At 73.5% G+C, this 24,204-nt stretch carries 24 protein-coding genes and 1 riboswitch; of the genes, 9 read left to right on the plus strand and 15 right to left on the minus strand.

The window, feature by feature from the left end:
- From FKN01_RS24370 to FKN01_RS24385, 4 genes are read right to left on the minus strand one after another with little or no spacing between them, the layout of a single operon-like run.
- The gene (locus FKN01_RS24370; protein WP_143624095.1) at window positions 1–714 is read right to left on the minus strand and encodes a VIT family protein; all 714 of its coding nucleotides are present in this window, start codon (window positions 712–714) and stop codon (window positions 1–3) included.
- A 33-nt stretch (window positions 715–747) separates the two neighbouring features.
- Window positions 748–1,362 carry a hypothetical protein gene (locus FKN01_RS24375; protein ID WP_143624097.1) on the minus strand — a complete coding sequence of 205 codons (615 nt, stop codon included), beginning with the start codon at window positions 1,360–1,362 and terminating at the stop codon, window positions 748–750.
- The gene (locus FKN01_RS24380; protein ID WP_143624099.1) at window positions 1,359–1,685 is read right to left on the minus strand and encodes a hypothetical protein; all 327 of its coding nucleotides are present in this window, start codon (window positions 1,683–1,685) and stop codon (window positions 1,359–1,361) included. Before FKN01_RS24380 ends, FKN01_RS24375 begins: the two co-directional genes overlap by 4 nt.
- The gene (locus FKN01_RS24385) at window positions 1,669–6,873 is read right to left on the minus strand and encodes a caspase family protein (protein ID WP_185992967.1); all 5,205 of its coding nucleotides are present in this window, start codon (window positions 6,871–6,873) and stop codon (window positions 1,669–1,671) included. Before FKN01_RS24385 ends, FKN01_RS24380 begins: the two co-directional genes overlap by 17 nt.
- A 144-nt stretch (window positions 6,874–7,017) precedes the next feature.
- Here FKN01_RS24385 and FKN01_RS24390 point away from each other — a divergent pair, with 144 nt between their 5' ends.
- The 5 genes from FKN01_RS24390 to FKN01_RS24410 all read left to right on the plus strand — a co-directional run bounded on the left by FKN01_RS24390 (window position 7,018) and on the right by FKN01_RS24410 (window position 11,854).
- The gene (locus FKN01_RS24390; protein ID WP_143624103.1) at window positions 7,018–8,025 is read left to right on the plus strand and encodes a DEDDh family exonuclease; all 1,008 of its coding nucleotides are present in this window, start codon (window positions 7,018–7,020) and stop codon (window positions 8,023–8,025) included.
- Between the two features lie 63 nt (window positions 8,026–8,088).
- On the plus strand, window positions 8,089–8,322 hold the full coding sequence (locus FKN01_RS24395; protein WP_026171732.1) for a hypothetical protein: 234 nt from the start codon (window positions 8,089–8,091) through the stop codon (window positions 8,320–8,322).
- 71 nt (window positions 8,323–8,393) lie between these two features.
- Complete coding sequence (locus FKN01_RS24400) at window positions 8,394–9,206, plus strand: SURF1 family protein (protein WP_143624105.1); 813 nt, start codon at window positions 8,394–8,396, stop codon at window positions 9,204–9,206.
- A gap of 61 nt (window positions 9,207–9,267) precedes the next feature.
- On the plus strand, window positions 9,268–11,094 hold the full coding sequence (locus tag FKN01_RS24405) for a glycoside hydrolase family 15 protein (protein ID WP_143624107.1): 1,827 nt from the start codon (window positions 9,268–9,270) through the stop codon (window positions 11,092–11,094).
- Window positions 11,095–11,098: 4 nt separating this feature from the next.
- Window positions 11,099–11,854 (plus strand): SDR family oxidoreductase, encoded by a 756-nt coding sequence (locus tag FKN01_RS24410; protein WP_143624109.1) that lies wholly within the window; start codon window positions 11,099–11,101, stop codon window positions 11,852–11,854.
- Window positions 11,855–11,900: 46 nt separating this feature from the next.
- On the opposite strand, the gene amaP is transcribed toward FKN01_RS24410, so the two are convergent.
- Genes amaP through FKN01_RS24435 form a run of 5 tightly spaced genes read right to left on the minus strand, consistent with a single transcriptional unit; the run spans window position 11,901 to window position 14,231 of the window.
- Window positions 11,901–12,488 carry an alkaline shock response membrane anchor protein AmaP gene (gene amaP, locus FKN01_RS24415; RefSeq protein ID WP_143624111.1) on the minus strand — a complete coding sequence of 196 codons (588 nt, stop codon included), beginning with the start codon at window positions 12,486–12,488 and terminating at the stop codon, window positions 11,901–11,903.
- A complete protein-coding gene (locus tag FKN01_RS24420; RefSeq protein ID WP_143624113.1) occupies window positions 12,485–13,171 on the minus strand; it encodes a DUF6286 domain-containing protein in 687 nt (228 codons plus the stop codon). Before FKN01_RS24420 ends, amaP begins: the two co-directional genes overlap by 4 nt.
- Window positions 13,168–13,530: an Asp23/Gls24 family envelope stress response protein gene (locus FKN01_RS24425; RefSeq protein WP_143624115.1), complete on the minus strand. Its 363-nt coding sequence runs from the start codon at window positions 13,528–13,530 to the stop codon at window positions 13,168–13,170. The genes FKN01_RS24420 and FKN01_RS24425 overlap by 4 nt, the downstream gene beginning before the upstream one ends.
- Window positions 13,527–13,718 carry a hypothetical protein gene (locus FKN01_RS24430; RefSeq protein WP_143624117.1) on the minus strand — a complete coding sequence of 64 codons (192 nt, stop codon included), beginning with the start codon at window positions 13,716–13,718 and terminating at the stop codon, window positions 13,527–13,529. Before FKN01_RS24430 ends, FKN01_RS24425 begins: the two co-directional genes overlap by 4 nt.
- Window positions 13,719–13,751: 33 nt before the next feature.
- Window positions 13,752–14,231, minus strand: coding sequence for an Asp23/Gls24 family envelope stress response protein (locus tag FKN01_RS24435; protein WP_143624119.1), 480 nt, complete (start codon window positions 14,229–14,231; stop codon window positions 13,752–13,754).
- Between the two features lie 93 nt (window positions 14,232–14,324).
- On the opposite strand from FKN01_RS24435, the gene FKN01_RS24440 reads away from it, so the two are divergent.
- Window positions 14,325–15,035, plus strand: coding sequence for a hypothetical protein (locus tag FKN01_RS24440; RefSeq protein ID WP_143624121.1), 711 nt, complete (start codon window positions 14,325–14,327; stop codon window positions 15,033–15,035).
- A gap of 32 nt (window positions 15,036–15,067) precedes the next feature.
- On the opposite strand, the gene FKN01_RS24445 is transcribed toward FKN01_RS24440, so the two are convergent.
- The 3 genes from FKN01_RS24445 to FKN01_RS24455 form a co-directional block, all read right to left on the minus strand.
- Complete coding sequence (locus FKN01_RS24445) at window positions 15,068–15,859, minus strand: enoyl-CoA hydratase/isomerase family protein (RefSeq protein WP_143624122.1); 792 nt, start codon at window positions 15,857–15,859, stop codon at window positions 15,068–15,070.
- 152 nt (window positions 15,860–16,011) lie between these two features.
- Window positions 16,012–16,233: a helix-turn-helix domain-containing protein gene (locus FKN01_RS24450; RefSeq protein ID WP_018518904.1), complete on the minus strand. Its 222-nt coding sequence runs from the start codon at window positions 16,231–16,233 to the stop codon at window positions 16,012–16,014.
- A 318-nt stretch (window positions 16,234–16,551) separates the two neighbouring features.
- The gene (locus tag FKN01_RS24455; RefSeq protein WP_143624125.1) at window positions 16,552–18,150 is read right to left on the minus strand and encodes an ABC-F family ATP-binding cassette domain-containing protein; all 1,599 of its coding nucleotides are present in this window, start codon (window positions 18,148–18,150) and stop codon (window positions 16,552–16,554) included.
- Window positions 18,151–18,420: 270 nt separating this feature from the next.
- Here FKN01_RS24455 and FKN01_RS24460 point away from each other — a divergent pair, with 270 nt between their 5' ends.
- On the plus strand, window positions 18,421–18,828 hold the full coding sequence (locus FKN01_RS24460; protein WP_143624127.1) for a VOC family protein: 408 nt from the start codon (window positions 18,421–18,423) through the stop codon (window positions 18,826–18,828).
- Between the two features lie 47 nt (window positions 18,829–18,875).
- Here the strand turns inward: FKN01_RS24460 and FKN01_RS24465 are convergent, their stop codons facing one another.
- The 3 genes from FKN01_RS24465 to FKN01_RS24475 all read right to left on the minus strand — a co-directional run bounded on the left by FKN01_RS24465 (window position 18,876) and on the right by FKN01_RS24475 (window position 22,209).
- Window positions 18,876–20,180 carry a hypothetical protein gene (locus FKN01_RS24465; protein ID WP_143624170.1) on the minus strand — a complete coding sequence of 435 codons (1,305 nt, stop codon included), beginning with the start codon at window positions 20,178–20,180 and terminating at the stop codon, window positions 18,876–18,878.
- Between the two features lie 184 nt (window positions 20,181–20,364).
- Complete coding sequence (locus tag FKN01_RS24470) at window positions 20,365–21,492, minus strand: alpha/beta hydrolase (protein ID WP_143624129.1); 1,128 nt, start codon at window positions 21,490–21,492, stop codon at window positions 20,365–20,367.
- A gap of 60 nt (window positions 21,493–21,552) precedes the next feature.
- Window positions 21,553–22,209 (minus strand): class II aldolase/adducin family protein, encoded by a 657-nt coding sequence (locus FKN01_RS24475; RefSeq protein WP_143624131.1) that lies wholly within the window; start codon window positions 22,207–22,209, stop codon window positions 21,553–21,555.
- A 143-nt stretch (window positions 22,210–22,352) separates the two neighbouring features.
- On the opposite strand from FKN01_RS24475, the gene FKN01_RS24480 reads away from it, so the two are divergent.
- Together FKN01_RS24480 and FKN01_RS24485 are read left to right on the plus strand one after the other, a co-directional pair.
- Window positions 22,353–23,624 (plus strand): inorganic phosphate transporter, encoded by a 1,272-nt coding sequence (locus tag FKN01_RS24480; RefSeq protein ID WP_143624133.1) that lies wholly within the window; start codon window positions 22,353–22,355, stop codon window positions 23,622–23,624.
- 32 nt (window positions 23,625–23,656) lie between these two features.
- The gene (locus tag FKN01_RS24485) at window positions 23,657–23,890 is read left to right on the plus strand and encodes a hypothetical protein (protein WP_143624135.1); all 234 of its coding nucleotides are present in this window, start codon (window positions 23,657–23,659) and stop codon (window positions 23,888–23,890) included.
- A gap of 143 nt (window positions 23,891–24,033) precedes the next feature.
- Window positions 24,034–24,164, plus strand: a riboswitch (cobalamin riboswitch).
- The last annotated feature ends 40 nt before the right edge of the window (window positions 24,165–24,204 follow it).

Raw genomic sequence — 24,204 nt, forward strand, 5'->3', positions numbered from 1 at the left:
CTAGACCCCCGCCGCCCCCAGCAAATGCCCCGCCCCGTACGTCACCGCCATGGCCACCGCTCCCCCGCCCATGTTCCGCAGCACCGCCGGGCCCGCCGCCGCCTCGCCCAGGCGGGCGCTCCACCAGCCCGTCACGGCCAGCACCGCGAGGACGGAGAGCACGGTCACCGGGACCCGGGCGGTGGCCGGGGGCAGCACGATGGCCAGCAGCGGCAGCAGCGCGCCGACCGTGAACGCGAGGAAGCTGGCGCCCGCCGCGTGCCACGGGTTGGTGAGGTCGTCCGGGTCGATGCCGAGTTCCACCTCCGCGTGGGCGCGCAGCGCATCGCGCTCGGTGAGCTGGACGGCGGCCTCGCGGGCGACCTCGCGGCTCAGGCCCTTGCCCTCCAAGAGGCCCGTCAGCTCGGCGAGTTCCGCCTCCGGGGTCTCCTGGAGCTCCCGCTTCTCCGTGGCCAGCGCGGCCTTCTCCGAGTCGCGCTGGGTGGACACCGAGACGTATTCACCGGCCGCCATCGACAGCGACCCGGCGAGCAGCCCGGCCAGCCCGGCCGTCAGCAGGGCGCCCCGGTCGCCGGTGGCGCCGGCGACACCGACGACGAGGCCGGCGGTGGACACCACACCGTCGTTCGCCCCGAGCACGGCGGCCCGCAGCCAGTTGAGCCGGGTGCCCAGCCCGGCACCGTGAGGTTCGTCGTGCTCCGGCGCTCGCGTCATCCCGGGATGGTCTCACCTTCGGGGGCGCCGCGCTCAGCACCGCGCCGCCGGGGCCAGCGCGCGGACGTCGCGGGCCGGGACGCGGCGCAGGGCCTTGTGGCCGGGCACCTTGAGCGTGACCGCCTCCCGGTCGCTGAGGACGAGTTCGCCGCAGGTGGCGCCGGTGGCCGTGGAGACGACGACGAGCGGGCCCGCCGGCTTCGGCTCCGCCGCCTTCTCGGCCGGGACGATCCAGGTCACCGCGATGGCCGCGACGACCGCGGTCAGCCCGGCGACCGAGCAGCGGCGCGCCGAGGCCAGCACGTCCTGGATGTTCTCGACCTCGTCGAGGACGGCGGACAGCAGCGCGTCCCCGGTCAGCCAGGTGCCCTCCCCGAGGCGCCCGTGCGCCGCACGCACCGCGAGCAGGGCGCCCCGCAGGAGCAGCAGGAAGGCCAGGACGAGCAGACCGGCGGTGAGCAGGCGCCAGGCCGGGGTGAGGCCCGCGACGCTCTCCGGTCCCTTGAGGACGAAGACGACTCCGACGAGCCCGGTCAGCGCCGTGAGGCCGTTGCGCCAGCCCTCGGCCTGCCGGCGTGCGGCGGTGAGCTGTTCGAGTTGCAGCTGCTGGCCGAGCTGGGCGAACCGCTTCCTGGTCAGGTCCGTCACGGCACCGGCACGTCCCAGAAGGCGCCGCAGCCGGAGTCCGGGGACTCGGCGGGCCGGTCGGGGTGCGGATAGCCGCACTGGCAGTAGACCGGAATGCTCCCCGACAGCTTCTCCGGGGTCCTGCGGCGGCCGAGCAGCCTGCCCTTGCCCTTGTACGGGCCGAGCACCCCGTACGACACCCGGAAGACGCTGCTCGCGTGGCAGTTCGGGCAGTCGCTCGTCACGACGTACCAGCGGCCGTCGGCCGATCGCGTGGCAGTCGGGGTGCCGACGGAAGCGAGCTGCTGCTCGCGGAACGGGGTCAGATCATGCGCGGGCGGCATCGGCCTTCCTCTCCTGCGGTGCGTCGTCGTGGTACGAGCGCGCGGGCGGCGTCGGGGCGGGGGCGTCGGGATACGTCTTCGGTACGTCGAGGCCGAACACGTCCGCGTACAGCCGCAGCCGCTCCACGACCCGGTCCGTGGTCCACTCCAGCTCCCGCGCGCTGACGGCGATCCGCTCCCCGGGCACCGGGCCGGCGAGTGCGGGGGCCCGGCCGGTGTACTCCTCGGTGAGCAGGATCAGGTCCTGCCACAGCGGGATGTTGGAGAACCCGGGCCGCTCGACGCGGAGTTCGACGCCGAAGGGACGGTAGAGGGCGAGCCGGTCCCAGGCCTGGTCCATCGGCCAGCCGAAGCGGGCGGCGACCCGCAGCAGGTCGAGCGGCCCGACGGGCCGGTCTCCGGCGAGGTCGTCCTCGAACATCGCGGTGTCGTGCGGGGTGGGGCGCCACCGGGCCCATTCCGCGTCGGCCGCGTCTTCGCGGGGCTGCCAGGGGCTGCCGAGGGGGGCGAAGCGGCTGAGCTCCCTGACGCTGTCGCCGAGGGTGTTGCCCATACTGCGGGCGTGCCGCACGAGTTGAGCGGCGCCGGGCCGGGGCAGCCATCGTGCGCCGTCCGCCGCCCACTCACACGACGCCTCGGCCACGGCCGACGTCACGGAGAGCCCGGCGAGCTCGCCGGAGAGCGGCGCGAAGTCGGGTTCCATGCCCAGCAGCGGGGCGAGTTGGGCGAGCGCGGTATGGACCGCGCCGAGGGTGCGCCGGCTTCCGGCGGCGGCCAGCAGGGCGTAGGCGGAGTCCAGGCGGGTGGGCCCGCTGGGCCTGCTGAGCCACTCCAGCTCCCAGGACCAGGGCATGAGCAGGGTCATGTCCTCCTGAGGGGCGGCGAGCCAGCGCTCCGCGAGCCCGGGGGCCCGCTCATCCACCAGCCCGGCGTCCGCCAGGCCGCTCAGCGCCTCGACGATGTCGGCCGGATCGGCCTGGGAGGAGCGCGCGGTCACGGCGATCTCGGCGAGCGGCGCCAGATAGCCACCGGCGACGTCATCGTCGTCGCGGTCGGCATATATCTCGTAGCTCTCCCCCGGCCTGGCCGGGTCAGCCAGCAGGACGCCCTGCAGTTTGGTGAAGCGGGCACTCCCCAGTCCGTCTGCCTGGGACGTGGCCGTACCCATGGCGTCGAAGAGGGAGAAGAAGGTGGCGAACCGCGCATGCACCTCCCCCACCGTCATGTCCATGCGGGCGGCAGCCACGGCCCAGTGCCGCCGGGAGGGACGGCGTCGCGCCCAGAGGCGACGCCCGAACGCCCGGTCCGCCTCGTCGAATTCCTGGTTGACCTCGCTCCTCCGCCTGGGCTCGACCATGTCGTCGTCCGCCGAGAGGCCGAGCCAGGCGTAACGGCGGACCACCCGCTCGTACTCCTGCCGGGAGGGTGGTCTGTCCATCACCGGTCCGCGCCCGCCTCTGGTGAACACGGGGTGCAGACTCAGCAGTTGCAGATCCTGGTCGGTGGCCACCGTGTCGGCGCCGACCGGGACCGTGTCGAGGTCCAGGTCGAACCGCGCCAGCGGGAAGCCGAGCCGGGCGAAACGCTGAGCCCGTCCCAGCGCCTCCCGCCAGGGCAGGCCGGCCCGTACGGAGAAATGGCGGAGCAGGAAGAGCGGCGACTGCCGCTGGTGCTCGGCCTCCTCCCCTTCCGTTCCCCACATCTTGATCAGCGCCGTGCTGAGGGCGCCTTCGCTCTTTCCGAGCAGCTGCCGGTCCACCGGGTCGAGCTGTACCGCGTGCGCGGCGTCGAGGTCGGCGACGGCCGGGACGCCGATCCCGACGATGGCGTACCGACGCAGCCGCCGAAGCAATTCACCCAGCGTGACGGGCGGCTCCCAGGCCTCGGGCACCACGGCTCGCTCAAGTCGGACACTGCCCCCGTACTCCCCCGCGACCGCGCGTGTCTCCCAGGGCACCGGCCCCGGATATCCCGCCAGGGACTCCGGTACCGGGGTCTCCGTCCAGGACTTGCCCACGGGGATGCGCACGGCGCGCAGGACGGCCACCCGCCAGGCCAGCACTCCGGAAGCGGCCCCGGCGAGCCTGCCGTACCGGGCGGACGTCGGGGTGGGTCCCGCGTGCAACACGATGTCGGCGGGGAGACAGCCGAGCAGGCGCAGCCGAATACCCTCGCCACCCGCCCAGCCCGTCGCGCTGGGCAGAGTGGCGTCGGCGTCGAGGAGCCTGGCGACCAGCGGCTGCGCGACCGAGCCGTGGTCGTGCGCGAAGCCCCAGAGCCACTCCACCGTGAACCAGGCCGGGAGCTCCATCTGTTCGGCGAGGGTGCGGACGTGTTCAGCCACCCATCCCTTGTCGTACGCGAGGATGGTCGTCCTGCTGGTGTTCAGGTCGGGCGAGTGGGTCTCCCTGAGGTCGACGACACAGCCGAAGGACACGTCCTCCAGCCGCCGTGAGAACGCGAGGAACGACTCCCCGGGCCTCGGCTCCGGCCCCTCCTCCGGGGTCCAGATCCCGTCCACGAGCCGGCAGCCCGCCCCCGGCACCCACCACACGTTCTCATCCGCCCGTACCGGGCTCGTGCGGTCGCCGTCGTAGTAGAGGACGTCCGCCTCCCATTCCCTGACCACCTCACCGTCCCGCTCCACACGCATCGCGAAGTCGCACCGCCACACGTACTTCGCCAGCGCCTCGGCGGCCTCGATCGAGTCGTCGTTGAGGTAGAGCCGCACGCGCGTACCGCCGCCCGGCTGGCAGGCGTCGCTCTCCTTGATGCGGAACAGGCTTCCGCTCGACGCGATGTCCACCCGCAGCCCGCGCCCGGACTCGGGGCGGCCGAACTCGTCCGTGACCCTGGTCCAGATGCTGATCTCGTCGGCCAGCATGAAGTAGCTGAACACCCCGATGCCGAAACGGCTGTTCGCGAAGATCCGGAGGTCCTTGTCGACGGCCCGCCAGCGCGCCTGCTCTCTGCGGTACTCCCGGGACTGCTCGAACCGGCGGCCCGCCCGCGAGAACGTGCTGCGCAGGGCGTTCTGGCTCATGCCGACGCCGTTGTCCTCGCACTCCACGTAGGCGCGGCCGTCCTCGTCGGCGCCCTGGCGGAAGACGATCTCGCCCTCCCACTGCTGGCGTATGCCCTCCTTCAGCTCGCCGTAGCGGACCCGGGCGCCTCGGTAGCGGCAGGCGTCCAGGGCGTTCTGGTACAGCTCGCGCAGGGCCAGCGTGCGGTCCCCGTAGAGCTGGGATCCCATGAGGAGTTCGCGCATCTCGTCCTCGGCGAGACTGAACCGCATGAGCGGAAGCCCGTACGCCTCGCCGTGCCCGCCCGCGTTGTACCGGGGGCGCAGCCTGCGGCAGGTGACGCGTTCCGGGAGGTGGGCGAGGGGTCCGGCGGACCCGGTGGAGCCGAGGTGCTGCTTGATGTGCTGGACGGCGTCGTCCGCCCACTCGGTCAGCGTCTCCAGCGCGGCGTGGACCGCCGGGTGCGGGCAGGGCAGGTCGAGGTCGATGCCGGTGCCGAGCGGGCCGCGGGTCCAGCGCAGCTCCTGGACGCCGGTGACGGCCTGGGCGGGAACGAGGCCGTCCGTGACGCCGATGTTGTCGACCAGGACTCCCGGCATGTCCCGCAGGTCGCCGCCGAGCAGCCCCGCGAGCCCGATGAGCCAGGACAGCTCCCTCGCCCGCCACCGCTCGACGGGTCCGGTGCGCGGGGTGATGTCCGAGGGGCGCTGTGCTTCGTCGGCGGCATCGCGCTCACCCGCGTACGGCTGGGTGGGCGGAACGGCGGTCTGGCGGCAGACCCGGACCAGGCCGTCCAGGGTCTCCGCCAGCCGGGCGGATTCCTCGCTGCCGAGCATCGCGGCGGCCAGGGGGCGCAGCAGGCCCGGCGCGTAGAGGTCCCACAGGTCCTCGCGGCCCAGGACATGGCGGTGTATCAGCCACGCGGCGACGGCGCCGGCCTCCTCGGCGGCGCCCCGCCCGGCGAGTTCGCGCCCCTTGCGCCAGATCAGCGGGTGGGCGGCGTACGTGTGCTCCAGGTCGATGCGGGCCGGGTCGGCGCCGAGCGCCCCGGTGGCGGGGTCGAGCCGGAGGGGTTGGGCTGCGGCGGCCTCCTTGACGCCCATGGCGTAGACGGCCTCGCGGACGAAGGGGGCGGCCATGAGGACGGCGAACTCGCAGGGGTCCAGGAGCGGGCCGCCCTGGGTGACGGACGGGGCGAGGAGCGCCCGCAGCCCGGCCGTGAGCACGCGCACGGGGTAGTTGTCGTCGGCCCAGGGGTCGGTGACCGCGGCCAGGGCGGCGGCCCGCCACTTGGCGCACTCCAGGACCAGCCGTTGCAGGGCGCCCTGGAGCTCGCGCCTGCGGTCCTCGTCGCACTGGACTGCGGCCCAGAGCTCGGGGTCGCCGACGGCCACGGACCACTCCTCCTGGAGGGTCCGCCCGGAGCAGAGTTCGACGTCGTTGATGGCGCCGGGGCCGCTCGGCGCGTACTGCGGGGCGGGCTGCTGTTCGTGCTGGGCGGCGCGGGCGAACTCCGTGGTCCTGCGGACGGTGTGGGTGATCACCTCGCCCACGGTGCGCGGGGAGCTGTCGGAGGCGAGTGCCTCCGCGAGCGCCCGGGTGAAGTGGCTGCCCTCGTGGTCGTCGGAGCCGCAGGTCTGGCCCGCCGCGCAGCCGAAGAGGACGGCCACCCGGTCGCGCCAGGAGGGAAAGTTGGTGGCAGGGCCGCCGAAGGAGACCTCCGCGTCGGGCTGGACGTCGCGGCAGGCGTCGACGGTGAGCAGCACGGTGCCGGCCCGGCAGCCTCTGAGCAGGGTCGTCAGGTCGAGGCCGATCAAGCCGGCGGTGTCGACGTGGGGTGGATCGGTCGACCAGTTGAGCTGGGCCTCGGAGGGGACGAGGTAGTCGGAGCCGTCCACGGAGAGCCCGTGTCCGGTGAAGTGGATCAGCACGGTGCCGCCTTCGGGAGCCATGCAGCAGACGCGGCTGATGGCACTGATGATCCGGGACCGCAGCGCCGGGCGGTCGGCCGTGAGCCCCAGCGTCTCGACGGTGTAGCCGGAGGACCGCAGTGCCGAGCCGAGCAACTCCGCGTCCTTGACCACCGCTTGGGTCAGGTCCGGGAAATGGTCGCTCAGTTCGTACTGCGGCACCGCGATGATCAGTGCCTGCCTGCTGTCCCCCACGGCCTGCGTCGCCTCCCCCTCGGCCCTTCGGTAGCAGATCACCTTGCCACAGCGGGCCGGGCTACGGACGGGTTCGGTGAGCTCCGGCCGCCGGGCACGCGCGCACACCGAATGGGGGACTGTCCGACACGGCCCGTATTCTCTGTGACCATGCTCGACGACCCGCAGACCGCAGCACCATGGCCGACCGCCTACCCGCAGGGGTACGCGGTCGTCGACGTGGAGACCACCGGGCTCGCCCGGGACGACCGGATAGTGTCCGCTGCCGTCTACCGCCTGGACGCACGGGGCGACGTCGAGGACCACTGGTACACGCTGGTCAACCCGGAGCGCGACCCGGGACCCGTCTGGATCCACGGGCTGACGAGCGACGTGCTGGAAGGCGCGCCGCTCTTCCCGGAGATCGCCGCCGAGCTGTCCGAACGGCTCGCGGACCGGGTGCTCGTCGCGCACAACGCCGCGTTCGACTGGTCGATGCTGGCGCGGGAGTACGCACGCGCCTCGGTCACCGCCCCGGTCCGGCAGCGGCTGTGCACCATCGCGCTCGCCAAGGAGCTCCGGCTGCCGCTGCCCAATCACAAGCTGGCGTCCCTCGCGGAGCACTTCGGCGTGGTTCAGCAGCACGCCCACCACGCGCTGGACGACGCGCGGGTGCTGGCGGAGGCGTTCCGCCCGAGCCTGCACGCGGCGGCGCGGGGCGGGGTGCGGCTGCCGCTGCTGGAGTGCCGCCCGCTGACCGAGTGGTCCCACTCGCCGGTGACCCCGCGGTCCGGGTCCTCCTCCTCGTACGGGGGACACACCAGCTGGCGCCCCTCGCGGAAGCGTCCGGCGTGCCCGTATCCGAATCCGGGACGGTACGAGAAGGACAAACCGCTCATGCAGGGCATGCGGGTGGCGTTCTCCGGGGACACCTCGGTCGACCGCGAACTGCTGGAGGACCGGGCGGTGGAGGCGGGGCTGCACGTGGCGACCAGCGTCTCCCGGCTGACCAGCCTGCTCGTCACCAACGACCCCGACTCGGCGACGTCGAAGACGGTGAAGGCGAAGGCGTACGGCACCCCGATCCTGGACGAGAGCGCCTTCACCCACCTCCTGCGCGACGTCGCCCCGGCCGTCGCGAAGGTGCCGGCGCCCACGCCGTCATCGGAGTGAACCGGGGGCGACTCGCCGCCCGCCGCCCGTCCGCCGCCGCCCCCGCGCCCCACCCTGTGGCGCATGGCACGTTGTGAGGTCTGCGGAAACGACTACGGGATGTCCTTCGAGGTGCACGCGCAGGGCGCGGTGCACGTCTTCGACTGCTTCGCCTGCGCCATCCACCGCATGGCGCCCATCTGCGAGCACTGCCGGGTCCAGGTCATCGGCCAGGGCGTCGAGGTCGACGGGCACTGGTTCTGCGGCGGGCACTGCGCCCGCGCGGAGGGGAAGGTGGGCATCGTGGACCGCGTCTGAGGACACCGGACGGCCGCCCCTTCGGCCACCCCGTGCGCGAGACACCCCGCGGCCGGTTGTACCGTCGTGGGGTGTACCGCTTCCTGATGACCCGGCAGTGGCTGATCCTCGCCCTCCTCTCGCTCGTCCTCATCCCCACGATGATCGAGCTGGGTTTCTGGCAGCTGCACCGGCACGAGCACAAGGTCGCGCAGAACGCCCTGATCTCGCGCAACCTGAAGGCGGACCCGGTCGCCGTGTCCGCGCTCACCTCCCCCGGCCACACCGTTCCGCGCTCGGACTACTGGCGCACCGTGACGGCCACCGGGACCTTCGACGAGAAGCACCAGGTCGTCGTCCGCCGCAGGACCGCCACCGACGGCTCCATCGGCGTCCATGTGCTGGTCCCGTTCGACCTCAAGGGCGGCGGCACGGTGCTGGTCAACCGGGGCTGGGTGCCCTCCGCCGACGACCAGCACGCCTTCCCCGACGTACCGGCCGCCCCCAAGGGCGAGGTGACCGTCACCGGGCGGCTCAAGGCCGACGAGACGACCGGCGCGAGCGGCATCAAGGACATCTCGGACCTTCCGGACCGTCAGGTGATGCTGATCAACAGCGCCCAGCAGGCCCGGCTGCTCGACCGGCCGGTGCTCGGCGGCTACATCGAGCTGACCTCCCCGGCGCCGCGGAACGGCTCGCCCGAGCCGATCGAGGCCCCCGACGACAGCTCCATCGGCCCGCACATGGCGTACGCCGTGCAGTGGTGGCTGTTCGCCGCCGGGGTCCCGGTGGGCTTCGTGGTCCTGGCCCGGCGCGAGAAGCGCGACCGGGTCGCCGCCGCCAAGGCCGCCGCCGCCGACGAGGACGCGACGCCGGAACCGGAGCCCGAGCCCGCCCAGGGGTGACTCCGCCTCTCCCGGCACACGGTCCGCTTAACGGAGGCCGGGTTCGGGAAGACGCCTGAACGTGACCCCACGCATCGAGGACTACGCCCTCATCGGCGATCTCCAGACCGCGGCCCTGGTCGGCAGAAACGGTTCCATCGACTGGTTGTGCCTGCCCCGCTTCGACTCGGGCGCCTGCTTCGCAGCCCTGCTCGGCGACGAGGACAACGGCCACTGGCGGATGGCGCCCAAGGGCGCGGACACCTGCACCCGGCGCGGCTACGCGGGCGACTCGCTCGTCCTGGAGACGTACTGGGAGACGCGCACCGGCACCGTCAAGGTGATCGACTTCATGCCGCAGCGCGACAAGGAGCCGGACGTGATGCGGATCGTCGAGGGGGTCAGCGGCACCGTCGAGATGTCGTCCGTGATCCGGCTGCGCTTCGACTTCGGGTCCATCGTGCCCTGGATGCGCCGCTCGGACGGCCACCGGGTCGCCGTCGCCGGGCCGGACTCCGCCTGGCTGCGCAGCGAACCGCCGGTCAAGACGTGGGGCCAGCAGTTCTCCACCTGTTCGTCCTTCACCGTGTCCGAGGGCGAGAAGGTGGCCTTCGTCCTGACCTGGCACCCTTCCCACTCGCCCCGGCCCGAGCGCGTGGACCCCCACGCGGCGCTGGAGAACACCCTGACCGACTGGGCCGAATGGTCCGCCCGCTGCAAGTACCGGGGACCGTACCGGGACGCCGTGATCCGCTCGCTGATCACCCTCAAGGCGCTCACCTTCGGCCCGACCGGCGGCATCGTGGCGGCCCCGACCACCTCGCTCCCGGAGGAGATCGGCGGCGTACGGAACTGGGACTACCGCTTCTGCTGGCTGCGGGACTCCACGCTCACCCTGGGCGCGCTGATCTCGGCCGGCTATCTGGAGGAGGCCGGCGCCTGGCGGAACTGGCTGCTGCGCGCGGTCGCCGGGGACCCGGCCGACCTCCAGATCATGTACGGCCTGGCCGGCGAGCGCAGACTCCCCGAGTCCGAGCTGCCGTGGCTGCGCGGTTACGAGAACTCCGCCCCGGTCCGGATCGGCAACGCGGCGGTGCGCCAGCGCCAGCTGGACGTGTACGGGGAGGTCATCGACTCGCTCCGGCTGGCCCGGGACGCCGGGCTCGACGACAAGCCGCACGCCTGGAGCCTCCAGCTCAGCCTGCTCGGGTTCCTGGAGTCCACCTGGCGCGAACCGGACGAGGGCCTGTGGGAGATCCGCGGACAGCGGCGCCACTTCGTGCACTCCAAGGTGATGGCCTGGGTCGCGGCCGACCGGGCGGTGCGCAGCCTGGAGGACGACCCCTCGCTGGCCGGGGACGCGGACCGCTGGCGGGCGATGCGGGACGCCGTGCACCGGGAGGTGTGCGAGAAGGGCTACGACCCGGTGCGCAACACCTTCACCCAGTCCTACGGCTCCCGGGAGCTGGACGCCGCGACGCTCCTGATCGCCCGGACCGGCTTCCTGCCGCCGGACGACCCGAGGGTGATCGGCACCGTGGACGCGGTGCGCGAAGAGCTGGGCAGCGGCGGCCTGGTGCGCCGCTACAGCACGGACGGCGGATCGATCGACGGGCTGCCGGGCGGCGAGGGCGCGTTCCTGGCCTGCTCGTTCTGGCTGGCGGACGCGTTGCGGCTGACCGGGCGCACCGAGGAGGCCACCGAGCTCTTCGAACGGCTGCTCGCCCTGCGCAACGACGTGGGCCTGCTGGCCGAGGAGTACGACACGGCGGCGGGGCGCCAGCTCGGGAACTTCCCGCAGGCGTTCAGCCACATCGGCCTGGTCGGTACGGCGGTGGCGCTGGCCGGGGCGCAGCCCGTGGAGGCGCGGGCCGCCGAGGACACGGACCCGGGCGGCACGGCAGGATAGGGCCATGGATCTTGGACTGAAGGACCGTGTGTACATCGTCACCGGAGCGACGCGCGGGCTGGGCTACGCCACCGCCCGGGCCCTGGTGGCGGACGGCGCGAAGGTGATCGTCACCGGACGGGACGAGAAGCGCGCCCAGCAGGCCGCCGCCGACCTGGGCCCGGACGCGGTCGGTCTCGGCGCCGACAACGCCGACCCGGCGGCGGCCGAACGGCTGGTGGAGGCCGCCCGGGAGGGCCTGGGCCGGCTCGACGGCATCCTCATCAGCGTCGGCGGCCCGCCGCCGGGCGGGATCGCGGACAACACGGACGAGCAGTGGCAGACGGCCTTCGAGTCGGTGTTCCTGGGCGCGGTACGGCTGGCCAGGGCGTCCGCCGCGGCGCTCGGCGAGGGCGGGGTCATCGGCTTCGTGCTCTCCGGCTCCGTCCATGAGCCGATCGCCGGGCTCACCATCTCCAACGGGCTGCGCCCCGGCCTGGCCGGCGTCGCCAAGTCGATGGCCGACGAGCTCGGCCCGCGCGGCATCCGGGTCGTGGGCCTGCTGCCGGCCCGGATCGACACGGACCGGGTGCGGGAGCTGGACGCGCTGTCGGGCGACGCGGAGAAGGCGCGTACCGCCAACGAGGCGAACATCCCGCTGCGCCGCTACGGCACCCCGGAGGAGTTCGGCCGGACCGCCGCGTTCCTGCTGTCGCCCGCCGCCTCGTACCTGACGGGCATCATGGTGCCGGTCGACGGCGGCCACCGGCACGGTTTCTGAGCCGTACGCGGTGATGCGGGGGCGGCGCCGCCGCCCCCGCATCCCTTCAGCTCACCCGCGCCGCCCGGTGCTTGACGGCCTTGAGCCGGACCTCGGCGGGCAGCCGGGCCAGCCCGGCGGAGTCCCGGGCGTGGGCCAGCGCCTCGCCGCTCAGCCGCCCCAGCGCCTCGTCCGGCGCGGCGTGCGGCTCCATCAGCAGCCGGACCCGGGCGGCCGGGGTGGAGCGCTTGCCGGTCAGGGTGACCTGGGCGCGGGCGACGCCGTCCAGGGCGCCGGCCTCCCCGGCGAGCACCCCCTCCAGGGCCCGGCCGCGCAGCAGGGCGCCCTCGCCGTCGCCGCTGTCCACCAGCACCTCGTTCAGGCGGGAGCGGCGGAACTGGGCCAGCAGCCACCACAGGGCGAGGACCACGAGGACGGCGAGGACCGCGATCACCGTCGGCCACCACCAGCCCTCGGAGCGCCAGCGGTCCCGGTCCGCCTCGCTGAGCAGGACGTCGTTCTTGCCGTACCACGGCCACCAGGACGGCACGGAGAGACCCGTCGCCGCGGCGAGCACCCCGCCGCCCACGCAGAGCAGCACCAGTCCGGCCAGGCCCAGCAGTACCCGGTTGACGGTCCTGAGCACGCCGCTCACCCCTTCTTCGCCGGCCGGCGGACGTGGACCGACAGGCTCGGCTGCCTGGCGAGTCCCAGTTCCCGGATGCCTGTGGAGAGCACGGTGTCCAGGTCGGCCCGTACGTCATCGAGTTCCCGGAAGTGCGAGAGGGCCCGCACTTTCACCTTGCTGCGGCCCATGCGGACCCGGACCGACTGGACGCCGGCCACTTCGACGGCCCGGTCGCGCAGCACCATGGCCGCCGCCGTCCGGTCGAGCGCGGCGCGTACGTCGGTGTGTCCGCGGCGCATCGGCAGCAGGTCGCGCAGTCCGGGGGTGAGCGCGAGGAGCAGCAGCCAGAGCCCGAGGGCGGCCGCGATCGACGCGCCGGTGAGCACCCAGACGTCGTCGAGTTTCCGTGTCGCGAGCTCGTCCGCCAGGGTGCGGCGCCACTGCATCGCGGAGTGTCCGGCGCGGACCGCCGCCACGTCGTAGAGGAGCAGGCCGCTCGCGCCGAGGACCACTGCGGCGACGATGCCCGCGGGGATGCGGCGGGCGGACCAGAAGCGTCCCGCGCGGCCTTCGGGCCGTTCCTTGCCGGGCGCGGGGTCGTAGGCGGCGGCGGAGGCCGACTGGTCGAGCGCGAGGACACTGCCGTGTTCCGCCGGCCCGGCCTCGGGCGGCCGCCGCGTGCCGTCGTCCGGGTCGTGGGGCTCGGTCATCGAATCCTCCCCTGTGCCGCCAGGCTCGCTCCGGTGGGATGCAGGCGTTCGACCTGAACGGCCACTTCGGGCACCTCCATCCCCGCCAACGCCTTTACCCGCTCGGCCACCCGCCGACGCACGGCACCGCACCGGTGGCCGATGTCAGCGGGATATCCCAGCTCCAGGCTCACCCGTACGCGTGCGGTCTCGCGGTGCACGGTGACCGTGGCGCGCGGCGACTCCGCCTCCTTCGGGGTCGCGCCCACCGCCTCCTTGGCCGCCTGCGCGGCGATCTTCGCGACCACCCGGTCGGCGATCCGCGTCTCTCCCCGTCCGCCGGCCGGGACCGGTCCGCTCGCCCCCGACACCGCCGTCACCGCCGTCGGTCGCCGCGCTCGCGACTGCGGAAGAAGTCGCCGGGTTCCAGGTCGCCGTCGAAGAAGCGGCCGGCGACGAAGCCGACCGCTCCGAGGGCGGCCACCAGCACAAAGGCTCCGAACCCGCCGAAGTACCCGGCGAAGCCGAGCGCCATGCCGGCCAGCAGACCGGCCACAGCCATGCTCATCGTGTGCTCCTCAACCGCTCGGTGACGCCGGGACTACTGGACGCGGGACTCTGCTTCGTCATCGTCGTCCTCGTCGGGCAGCTTGACGTCGCTGACGGCGATGTTGACCTCGACCACTTCCAGGCCCGTCATGCGCTCGACGGCCGCTACGACGTTCTCCCGTACATCACGGGCGACGTCCGCGATCGACACGCCGTAATCCACGACGATCTCCAGGTCCAGCGCGGTCTGGGTCTCGCCGACCTCGGCCTTGACGCCCCGGGTGACGGACTTCGAGCCGCCGGGGACCCGGTCGCGGACCGCGCCGAACGTGCGGGACAGGCCGCTGCCCATCGCGTGCACCCCGACGACGTCGCGCGCCGCCATGCCGGCGATCTTCTCGACGACTCCGTCCGCGATCGTCGTACGGCCGCGGGTGCCGGGGTCGCCTCCGCCGCGCTTGGTCAGGCTGCTGCCGCCCGAGGCATTGCTGTCGGAGTTCTCGGGCCGGTTCCGCTGTGGGGTCTCGGTCATCGCCACTCTTCCCTTCGGGGCAGATTTGACTACTTTGCCCACATTAAGGGCGCTTGCCCCGGCTCGCGCCGTGGATACGGCAGTCTGGTGGTCATGACGACGGCTGACGGCCCGCACAGGGCCCACGCGTGGACGGCTGCGGTACGGCAACGGCTCTCGCTGGGCCGGCTGCTCCCTCTGGGCGGCCCGGCGGACGGTGCCTGGATCGCGGAGCGGGCCGCGGTCGCGGTGCTGCGCCGGGCGGTGGCGGGCCCGGACCCCGGGGCGGTCCTCGGCGAGCTGCGGATCGCCGTGGCAGACCCGGACTCGGCCCCCGCCGCACAGGTGCCCCCGCCCCCGAGCGCGCTGCCGCCGGGCCCCCTACGAATCGAGGCGACGATGACCGCGACGGCCGACCGGCCCCTGCCCGCAGCCGCCGACGCGTTGCGCGCGGCCCTTCTGTCGGCCGCCGCGCGCCGGCTCGGCCTGGTGGTCTCCGAGGTGGACCTGCGGGTGACGGGCCTGCTCGACGGCTCGCCCGAACGGGTGGAGCCGGAGCCGGTGGAGGTGCGCCCGGTGGACGCGGAGAGCGCCGCGGGGCGGGCCGCCGCCTCGGTCGCGGGGGTGGCGGCGCTGACCGGGGTGCTGGGCCCGGCGGTGCGGACGGGCGAGGACCACGTGCGCGTGGAGGTGGCGACGGAGAGCGGTCACCGCGCGCTGGACGTGGCCCGTGCCGTGCGGGCGGCGGTGACGGAGGCGGCCGGGGGCCGCCCTCCGGTCGCGGTGCTGGTCACGGCGGTGTCTCAGGAGGGCACGGCGGGCTGACCCCGTGCGGGGCCGGCCCGCCCGTGCGCGCGTCAGCCGAGGGCGCCCGCCAGATCGCGCAGGCGGCGGCCCTGTGCGGCCCGTTCGGCGGCGCGCTGCTCCTCGTACGTACGCGAGACGGCGCCGGCCAGCAGGGCCTTGGTCTCGATGAGGGCGTCGCGCGGGGCGGCCAGCAGGGCGCCGGCCAGGTCGCGCGCGGCGCCTTCGAGCTCGGCGGCGGGCACGACGAGGTTGGCCAGGCCGGTGCGCTCCGCCTCCTCGGCGTGGACGTAGCGGCCGGTGGCGCAGATCTCCAGCGCGCGGGCGTACCCGACGAGGTGCACCAAGGGGTGCGTGCCGGTGAGGTCGGGCACCAGGCCGAGGCTGGTCTCACGCATGGCGAACTGGACGTCCTCGGCGACGATGCGCAGGTCACAGGCGAGAGCGAGCTGGAAGCCCGCACCGATGGCGTGACCCTGCACTGCCGCTATCGACACGATGTCGTTGCGGCGCCACCAGGTGAACGCCTCCTGGTATTCGGCGATCAGCGCGTCGAGCTCGGCCTCCGGGCCGCGCCCCATGTCGAGGAACGACGGCTCGCCGTCGAATCCCTCGGGGGTGAACGCCTGGCGGTCGAGTCCGGCGGAGAACGACACGCCTTCGGCGCGCAGCACGACGACCCGCACACTGCCGGGCAGGGCCCGTCCGGCCTCGGTCAACGCCCGCCACAGAGCGGGAGACTGGGCGTTGCGCTTCGCCGGGTTGGTGAGGGTCACCGTGGCAACCGCGTCGTCGACGGTGAGTCGTACGCCGTCCTGGTCGAGCACGGAGTCGAGCGAGGTCATACGGGCCTCCGGTTCGGGTGCTGTCAGCACATGCAGCTAAGTGACTGAACAGTAACCACTGGATCGGCCCTGCGGCCGACCGGGTGGGCGCACCCGGAACCGGGGGGAGCTCCCGGGGCCGTCCCTGGACGGCCCCGAGCCGCTGCCGGCCGTCAGGCCGTCGCGGCCTTCTTGCCTCGTGTGGCGCCGCCGCGTCCGCGGAGCGTCACTCCGGATTCGCTGAGCATCCGGTGGACGAATCCGTAGGAGCGGCCCGTTTCCTCGGCCAGCGCCCGGATGCTCGCACCGGAGTCGTACTTCTTCTTCAGGTCTGCCGCGAGCTTGTCGCGCGCGGCGCCGGTCACCCGGCTGCCCTTCTTCAGAGTCTCGGCCACCCGTGCCTCCTCATGGGAAGTGCGCTCTGGACTCTCATGATCACCCCTCGGGCGCTTCCTGGCCACCCATTCGGCAAGGTCTCTGCGACCGGATTCGCGCCCCGGGAGTGCGCCGGTGCGACCGGAATGCCTCATTCCCACGGGTCGCGCGAGGCGCCGTACGAGCACTCCGGAATGAACGTCCAGGTCAGAGCCGCCCAGGTCCGGGGGGCGTAAATGGGTGCGCCCGGCAGCTATCTGCCGGGCGCCGCGCCGAGGTATGAGACGTACTCACACAAATGACGGATCTCGAGTAGGCCGAATGATCCGGTCCGGGGATCAGGCCAGGGCGACCAGGTCCCGGTAGTCCGCGCCCCACAGGTCCTCGATCCCGTCCGGGAGCAGGATGATCCGCTCCGGCTGAAGGGCCTCGACCGCCCCCTCGTCGTGCGTGACGAGGACGACCGCGCCCTTGTACGTGCGCAGCGCGCCGAGGATCTCCTCGCGGCTGGCCGGGTCCAGGTTGTTGGTGGGCTCGTCGAGCAGGAGAACGTTGGCGGAGGAGACGACCAGTGTCGCCAGCGCCAGCCGGGTCTTCTCGCCGCCGGAGAGCACCCCGGCCGGCTTGTCCACGTCGTCCCCGGAGAACAGGAACGAGCCGAGCGTCTTGCGGACGGCGACGAGGTCCAGGTCGGGGGCGGCGGAGCGCATGTTCTCCAGGACCGTGCGGTCCGGGTCCAGGGTCTCGTGCTCTTGGGCGTAGTAGCCCAGCTTGAGGCCGTGGCCCTGCACGACGCGGCCGGTGTCGGGCTGCTCGGCGCCCCCGAGCAGCCGCAGCAGCGTGGTCTTGCCGGCGCCGTTGAGGCCGAGGATGACGACCCGGGAGCCCTTGTCGATGGCCAGGTCGACGTCGGTGAAGATCTCCAGCGAGCCGTAGGACTTGGAGAGGCCCTCCGCCATCAGGGGCGTCTTGCCGCACGGCGACGGGTCCGGGAAGCGCAGCTTGGCGACCTTGTCGGCGACCCGGACCTCTTCGAGGCCGGACAGCAGCCGGTCGGCGCGCTTGGCCATGTTCTGCGCGGCGACGGTCTTGGTCGCCTTGGCGCGCATCTTGTCCGCCTGCGCGTTGAGCGCGGCGGCCTTCTTCTCGGCGTTCTGGCGCTCGCGCTTGCGGCGCTTCTCGTCGGCCTCGCGCTGCTGCTGGTAGAGCTTCCAGCCCATGTTGTAGACGTCGATCTGCGAACGGTTCGCGTCGAGGTAGAAGACCTTGTTGACGACCGTCTCGACCAGCTCGACGTCGTGGGAGATCACGACGAAGCCGCCGCGATAGGTCTTGAGGTAGTCGCGCAGCCAGACGATCGAGTCCGCGTCGAGGTGGTTGGTCGGCTCGTCGAGGAGCAGTGTGTCGGCGTCCGAGAAGAGGATGCGGGCCAGCTCGACGCGGCGGCGCTGACCGCCGGAGAGGGTGTGCAGCGGCTGGCCGAGGACCCGGTCGGGCAGGCTGAGCGCGGCGGCGATGGTGGCGGCCTCGGCCTCGGCGGCGTAACCGCCCTTGGTGAGGAACTCCGTCTCCAGGCGCTCGTACTTCTTCATCGCCTTCTCGCGGGTGGCGCCCTTGCCGTTCGCCATCCGGTCCTCGTTCTCCCGCATCTTGCGCAGGATCTCGTCCAGGCCGCGGGCGGACAGGACGCGGTCCCTGGCCAGGACGTCGAGGTCGCCGGTGCGGGGGTCCTGCGGGAGGTAGCCCACCTCACCGGAGCGGGTGATGGTGCCGGCGGCGGGGGTCCCCTCGCCCGCGAGGCACTTGGTGAGCGTGGTCTTGCCCGCTCCGTTGCGGCCGACGAGGCCAATGCGGTCGCCCTTGGCGATGCGGAAGCTGGCGGATTCGATGAGCAGACGGGCGCCGGCGCGCAGCTCGATGCCGGAGGCGGTGATCACGGGGAGGTACTCCAGGGCGGAAGGAAGGGCGGAGGAACGACGGGTGGTGACGGATCGGCGCCGCTACTCACGCACACGCACAAGGAGAACTGCCATGGAAACCAGTCTACTGGCGCTGTCCAACGACTTCTCCGCCCGCTCCGCGACGGGGCGCCCACGGCCGTGCGACACGTTCCGCCGAGACGCCGCCGGCCGTCGGCGGCCGTTGTCAGTGGGCGGTGCGAGACTGAGACGTGGATCACATCCGCTGACCGGAAGGGGCTGAGCGCGATGGCCGGGACAGGCGTGGCGACGGTGTGTCCGACGCTTCTCTACGACGACGCGAAGGGCGCGATCAGGACGCTGACGGAGGGGCTGGGCTTCGTCGCGGAGGCGGTGTACGAGGGGGACGACGGGTCGGTGGTGCACGCGGAGCTGTCGTACGGGAACGGCAGGGTGATGCTGGGGTCGCGGGGGCGGGAGGGGGCGTTCGCGCGGGCCATGGCGGGGGCGGGGCCCGCCGGGGTGTACGTGGTGGTGGGGGACGTGGACGCGCATTACGCGCGGGCGGTCGAGTCCGGGGTGGAGATCCTGATGCCGCCCACGGATCAGGACTACGGGTCGCGGGACTACATGGCGCGGGACGGGGAGGGCAACGTGTGGAGCTTCGGCACCTACGCGCCGGGGGCGGCGGGCTGAGGCCAGGGGCGCGCGCCGCGCCGGAGGGGCGGGAAGCGGCCCCCGCGTCAGGAGCCGCCCGTGTGGACCTGGAAGGCCGCCTTGCGGACCGCCTTCGCCAGGGCCGGGTCCGGGTGGGCCGCGGCCAGGGCCACCAGGACCTGGACCGTGCGGGGGTGGCCGACGGCGCGGACCTCCTCCAGGAGGGCCGGGACCGTGCCCTGGACCGCCGATTCGAGGTGGCGGACCAGAAGGCCCGTCTCACCGTGGTCCGCGACCGCCGCCGCCGTGTCGACCCAGAGCCAGGTGGCCTCCTCCCGGCTGAGGACCTCCTGGGCGTCCTCGGGGTCCGTGCCCTCGTACTCGGCGAGCCAGAGCAGCGCGTACGGACGCAGCGAGGGGTCGGCCACGACCGCCCGGACCTCGGGCTCCGCGGGGGCGCCGACGACGCGCAGGGCCTCGAAGGCGAGCCCGCGCAGCAACGCGTCCTCGCCGCGGGCGACGTCGAGCAGTTCGGCGACGGCGCTGCCGACCGGGCGGGCGGCCAGCCAGGCGCGGTATTCGGCGCGGGCCGGGCCGGGGGTGAGGCGGGCGCAGCCCAGGAGCATGTCGGCGGCGGCCTGCTCGATGTTGCCGGCGGGGCTCTGGGCGGCGACGCAGATCTGCTCCAGCTTGACCCAGACCGCCCAGTTGCCGAGCGGTGTCAGCGTGGCCTGGCCCTTGCCGAGGGTGAGGGCCCCGACGTCGGCCAGGCCCTCCAGTGCCCAGTCGAGCAGGCGGGCGACGAGGGCCGGCGGGTGGGCGGCGGGCGCCGGTTCGGCGGGGCCCGGCAGCGGCTCGGGGCCGTACGGCACCTCGCAGCGCTCCTCGCGGAGCTCCGCGACGCGCTGGCCGAGGAGGTCGAGGAGGGCGGGCACGGTGACCGGGCCGGCCGAGAGCTGGAGCAGCGAGAGGACCTGGGGCACGGCCTCGACGGCCTCGGCGACGGCGGTGGACTCGACGCCCCGCGGCGCGGGGTGGACGAGCGACCAGGCGTCGAAGAGGGCGACCCAGCCGCGCAGCACCGCGGAGTCGTCCCGGTCCCAGGCGCGCAGCCGCCAGCCGGGCCGTGCGGTGTCGCCGTGGAGTTCGACCAGTCCGGCGAGCCGGGCCCGGTCCCAGCCGGAGCGCACCCGCTCCGGGGAGATGTCCAGCGCGGCGGCGGCGTGTTCGAGGGCGGCCGGCGGCGTGGTGCCGGGGGCCGCCCCGTCGGCCGCCCAGCGGGCGATCCGTACGGCGTCGGCGAGCACCGTCCTGGCCTGGCGGGCCAGCTCCGCCCGGGGTGGGGTGCCCTCGGGCGGGCGCGGCGCCGGCCTGGTGCGCCGGGTGGTCACGGCCGTTCGGGCCGTGGTCAGGGGTCGCGGGCGGACAAGACGCAGCCTGGAGTCGCGCGGGGTACGGGACGTCACGGGAGCAGTCTTGCCCCTGACGGCCCGAAAGCCCAAACGGAACCCGGGTCACCGGGGTTGACCGGCCCGCGCACCGGTGGGGACCAATCGGCCGAACCGGCGCATCACCTCACATCAGGGGCGTGAGGAAGCGGCGCAGGGTCTCCTCGTAGTGGGCCGGTCCGGCGTTCCACATCGCCGCATGCGGAGCGCGCTCCACGGTGTGCAGGGAGACCAGGTCGGGGCGGGCGGCGGCGAGCCGGCGGGAGTGGACCCAGGGGGCCAGGGTGTCGTCGGGGCCGTGGAAGACGAGCGTCGGGACGTGCAGGGTGACGGGGACCGAGGTGTCCAGGAGGCCGGTGCCGTGCAGTCCGGTCTGCCCCTGGGCGGCGCGCACGGCCAGGGGCAGCAGCGCGCCGGGGACCCCGCGCGCGGCGGCGAGGCCCCGCAGGGTGTCGGTCCAGTCCAGCACGGGCGAGTCCAGGACCAGGCCGGAGATCCGGTCGCGGAGCGCGGAGGCCGCGCAGGCGTGCAGCGCCATGGACGCGCCGGTGGACCAGCCGTACAGGATGACCTGCTCGGCGCCGTTGCGGACGGCGAAGCGGATCGCGGCGTCCAGGTCGCGCCACTCGGACTCGCCGAGGTGGCCGAGCCCGTCCGGGGAGCGGGGTGCGCCCGGGTCGCCCCGGTAGGCGAGGTCGAGCACGGGCAGCTGCCGGCCGTGCAGGAACTCCAGGAGGTTGAGGGGGTGCTCGCGGGTGGCGCCGATGCCGTGGACGGTGATGACCCAGGTGCGGCGGGGCGCGGGGACGTACCAGGCGGGCAGTTCGCCGAGCTCGCCGGGGATCCGCACCTCGCGGAAGGCCAGGCCGAGCGCGCTGCCGGGGTCGCCGCTGTACACCTGGGGCGTGAGGCGGACCTTGTCGCCGGGGGCGAGGACGCCGCGGTCGACGCGTTCCAGCCGGCGCACCACGGTGTCGGCGGCCTGGTGGGCGCGGTCGAGCACGGGGCCGACGACGGCGTGGACGTCCTTGCCGGTCAGGCCGTAGGTGCCGGGGCGCAGCGAGGTGAGGGACCGGGTCAGGGTGACCTGCCCGGCGGCCGTCGCGTGGACGGTGAGTTCGCGGTCGGCGGGGAGCGGTCGTCCGGGCGGCGTCTTGAGGGCGACGTCGCCCGCGAACCGGCCGGCCGCGACCGCTGCCGCGCCGGCGCCGATGAGTGTGGTGACGGCCGCTGCCGTCGCGGTTACCGGGCGCACCCCCACAGTGTCGGGGCCGGGGCGGCGCGATGCCAGTGGGCTGGGCCGTCCGGTGTGGCGTCAGCGCTGCCCGTACCCCTTCAGCGCCTCCCGGACCTCGCCGAGCTGGTCCTGGGACAGCAGGGCCGGGGTGCGGCCGGGTACGGCGCTCGCGGTGAGCCAGACGTGGCAGAGCCATTCGAGCTGGGCGGTGCGGTCGTACGCCTCGTCGAGGGTGGCGCCGTAGGTGACGGTGCCGTGGTTGGCGAGCAGGCAGCCGGTGCGGTCGCGGAGGGCGGTGAGCATGTGCGAAGCCAGTTCGGGGGTGCCGTACCGGGCGTAGGGGGCGACGCGGACCGTGCCGCCGAGCATCGCGGCGGCGTAGTGGACCGGGGGGACCTCGGTGACGAGGGTGGAGACGGCGGTGGCGTGGACCGCGTGGGTGTGCACGACGGCCTTCGCGTCGGTGTTCCGGTAGACGGCGAGGTGAAGGGGAAGTTCGCTGGTGGGGGTGAGTGTCCCAAGGATCTGGTTGCCTTCCGGATCGACGCCGGTCAGGTCCTCGGGGCCCAGCCGGTCGTAGGGCACCCCGCTGGGGGTGACCAGCACCGTGTCGCCGACCCGGAGCGACACGTTCCCGGAGGTTCCGACGACCAGCCCCTCGGCCGCCGTGCGGCGCGCCGCGGCGACGACCGCCTCCCATCCGCGTGCGATCGCCTCGTGCTCTCGGTCACTCATACGAAGATCCTTTCAGGCCCCGCCCCAAGCGCCGCCCGGCCCCCGCTCCCGGGGTCACCACAGCGCCCTGCTCAGTTCATCTTCCGTTCACTCAAGTTGCCTACGTTCCACGTGCCAATGACGTCGAACGATTGCCTGGGTAAATGGAACACATCACGCTGCTGCTCGCGATCGTGATCGCGACAGCTCTAGTGTTCGATTTCACGAACGGTTTCCACGACACCGCCAACGCGATGGCCACGACCATCTCGACCGGTGCGCTCAAACCCAAGACGGCGGTCGCGATGTCCGCCGTTCTCAATCTGGTCGGCGCGTTCCTGTCCGTGGAGGTCGCCAAGACGATCTCCGGCGGGATCGTCAACGAGGACGGCCTGAGAACCGAGGTCATCTTCGCGGCGCTCGTCGGCGCCATCCTGTGGAATCTCCTGACCTGGCTGGTCGGGCTCCCGTCCAGCTCCTCCCACGCACTGTTCGGCGGCCTCATCGGCGCCGCGGTGATGTCCGCCGGGTGGTCGTCGGTCAACGGCGGCACCGTCGTCACCAAGGTGCTGCTGCCCGCCGTCGCCGCCCCGATCGTGGCCGGTGTGGCCGCGCTCCTGGCCACCCGGCTCACGTACCGGATCGGCGGGAAGATCCGTAACGAGGCCCAGGAGAAGGCCACCGCCAAGGGCTACCGGGCGGGGCAGATCGCCTCGGCCGGGCTCGTCTCGCTCGCCCACGGCACCAACGACGCGCAGAAGACGATGGGCATCATCACGCTCGCCCTGGTCACCGGCGGCGTCCTCTCCCCCGGCTCCAACCCGCCGGTCTGGGTCATCGTCAGCGCCGGCCTGGCCATCGCGCTCGGCACCTACCTCGGCGGCTGGCGCATCATCCGCACCATGGGCAGCGGCCTGACCGAGCTGAAGCCCCCGCAGGGCTTCGCCGCCCAGACCAGCGCGGCCACCGTCATCCTGGCCTCCTCGCACCTCGGCTTCTCCCTCTCCACCACGCAGTCCTGCTCCGGGGCCGTGATGGGCGCGGGCCTCGGCCGGGCCGGGGGTGTGGTCCGCTGGTCCACCGCCACCCGGATGTTCGTCGCCTGGGGCCTGACCCTGCCGGCCGCCGGCCTGGTCGGCGCGGGCGCCGAGTTCCTGACGAAGCAGGGCACCTGGGGCGTCGTGGTCGTCGCGGCCCTCCTGGTCGCCGGGTCCGGGGCGATCTGGGTGCTCTCGCGCCGCAAGCCCGTCGGCCACGGCGATGTCGCGCCCGGCGCCGGCGACGCGGTCCCGGCCGAGCCCGCGGGCGTCGTCACCCAGGCCATCGCGGCCGTGAGCCCGCCGCCCACCACGGCCCAGGCGCACGACCTCACCGCCACCGTTCCGGCGCCCGCCGGTCCCGTCGCCGCCGATCCGGCCCGACCCGCCACGGTCTGACAGACCCCGGTACTCCGCTAAGGACACCCCGTATGAACATCGACTGGGCAGCTCTGGGCACCGTCTTCGGCGTCTCCCTCGTCACCACCGTCGCCCTGGTGGGCCTCTTCACGCTCGGCGTCGTCGGCCTCTCCAAGCAGCCGGAACCGGCCGCCGAGGGCGGTCCGGCGGGCTCCTCGGTCCTGCTGGCGCGAGCCGGGGCGTACGTCTGCTTCGCGCTGTGCGCGGCGGCGGTCGCGTACGGCATCTATCTGATCGTCGCCTGACCCACCCCCTCCCCCGGGCCGGACGCACCTCGTGCGCGTCCGGCCCGGTGTGCGTCCGCCCACACCGCGCCGTCGCAGGTCAACAGCGAGTTGACGGGCGTTCGCGGGGCGTGGTGGACTGCCGGAGCCATTACGGCGACAGCAGAGGAAGCCGGTGCGAGTCCGGCGCGGTCCCGCCACTGTCACCGGGGAGCGGTCCCCCACCGCACGTCACGGCCCGCACGAGCGGGCTGGAAGACCGGGGGAATCCGTCGATCCGGAAGCCAGGAGACTCCTGTCGCCGTCACGTCGAACCAGGGCGCGGACCCTGAGTG

Source organism: Streptomyces sp. 130 (genome assembly GCF_007096885.1).
Taxonomy (GTDB): Bacteria; Actinomycetota; Actinomycetes; order Streptomycetales; family Streptomycetaceae; genus Streptomyces.

Bases quoted from the DNA above. Each gene is read 5' to 3' on its own strand.
- FKN01_RS24370 (WP_143624095.1), bottom strand. From the start codon at position 714: ATGACGCGAGCGCCGGAGCACGACGAACCTCACGGTGCCGGGCTGGGC.
- FKN01_RS24445 (WP_143624122.1), bottom strand. From the start codon at position 15,859: ATGACCTCGCTCGACTCCGTGCTCGACCAGGACGGCGTACGACTCACC.
- FKN01_RS24420 (WP_143624113.1), bottom strand. From the start codon at position 13,171: ATGACCGAGCCCCACGACCCGGACGACGGCACGCGGCGGCCGCCCGAG.
- FKN01_RS24410 (WP_143624109.1), top strand. From the start codon at position 11,099: ATGGATCTTGGACTGAAGGACCGTGTGTACATCGTCACCGGAGCGACG.
- FKN01_RS24475 (WP_143624131.1), bottom strand. From the start codon at position 22,209: ATGAGTGACCGAGAGCACGAGGCGATCGCACGCGGATGGGAGGCGGTC.
- FKN01_RS24460 (WP_143624127.1), top strand. From the start codon at position 18,421: ATGGCCGGGACAGGCGTGGCGACGGTGTGTCCGACGCTTCTCTACGAC.
- FKN01_RS24440 (WP_143624121.1), top strand. From the start codon at position 14,325: ATGACGACGGCTGACGGCCCGCACAGGGCCCACGCGTGGACGGCTGCG.
- FKN01_RS24430 (WP_143624117.1), bottom strand. From the start codon at position 13,718: ATGAGCATGGCTGTGGCCGGTCTGCTGGCCGGCATGGCGCTCGGCTTC.
- FKN01_RS24380 (WP_143624099.1), bottom strand. From the start codon at position 1,685: ATGCCGCCCGCGCATGATCTGACCCCGTTCCGCGAGCAGCAGCTCGCT.
- FKN01_RS24480 (WP_143624133.1), top strand. From the start codon at position 22,353: ATGGAACACATCACGCTGCTGCTCGCGATCGTGATCGCGACAGCTCTA.
- FKN01_RS24395 (WP_026171732.1), top strand. From the start codon at position 8,089: ATGGCACGTTGTGAGGTCTGCGGAAACGACTACGGGATGTCCTTCGAG.
- FKN01_RS24435 (WP_143624119.1), bottom strand. From the start codon at position 14,231: ATGACCGAGACCCCACAGCGGAACCGGCCCGAGAACTCCGACAGCAAT.
- FKN01_RS24485 (WP_143624135.1), top strand. From the start codon at position 23,657: ATGAACATCGACTGGGCAGCTCTGGGCACCGTCTTCGGCGTCTCCCTC.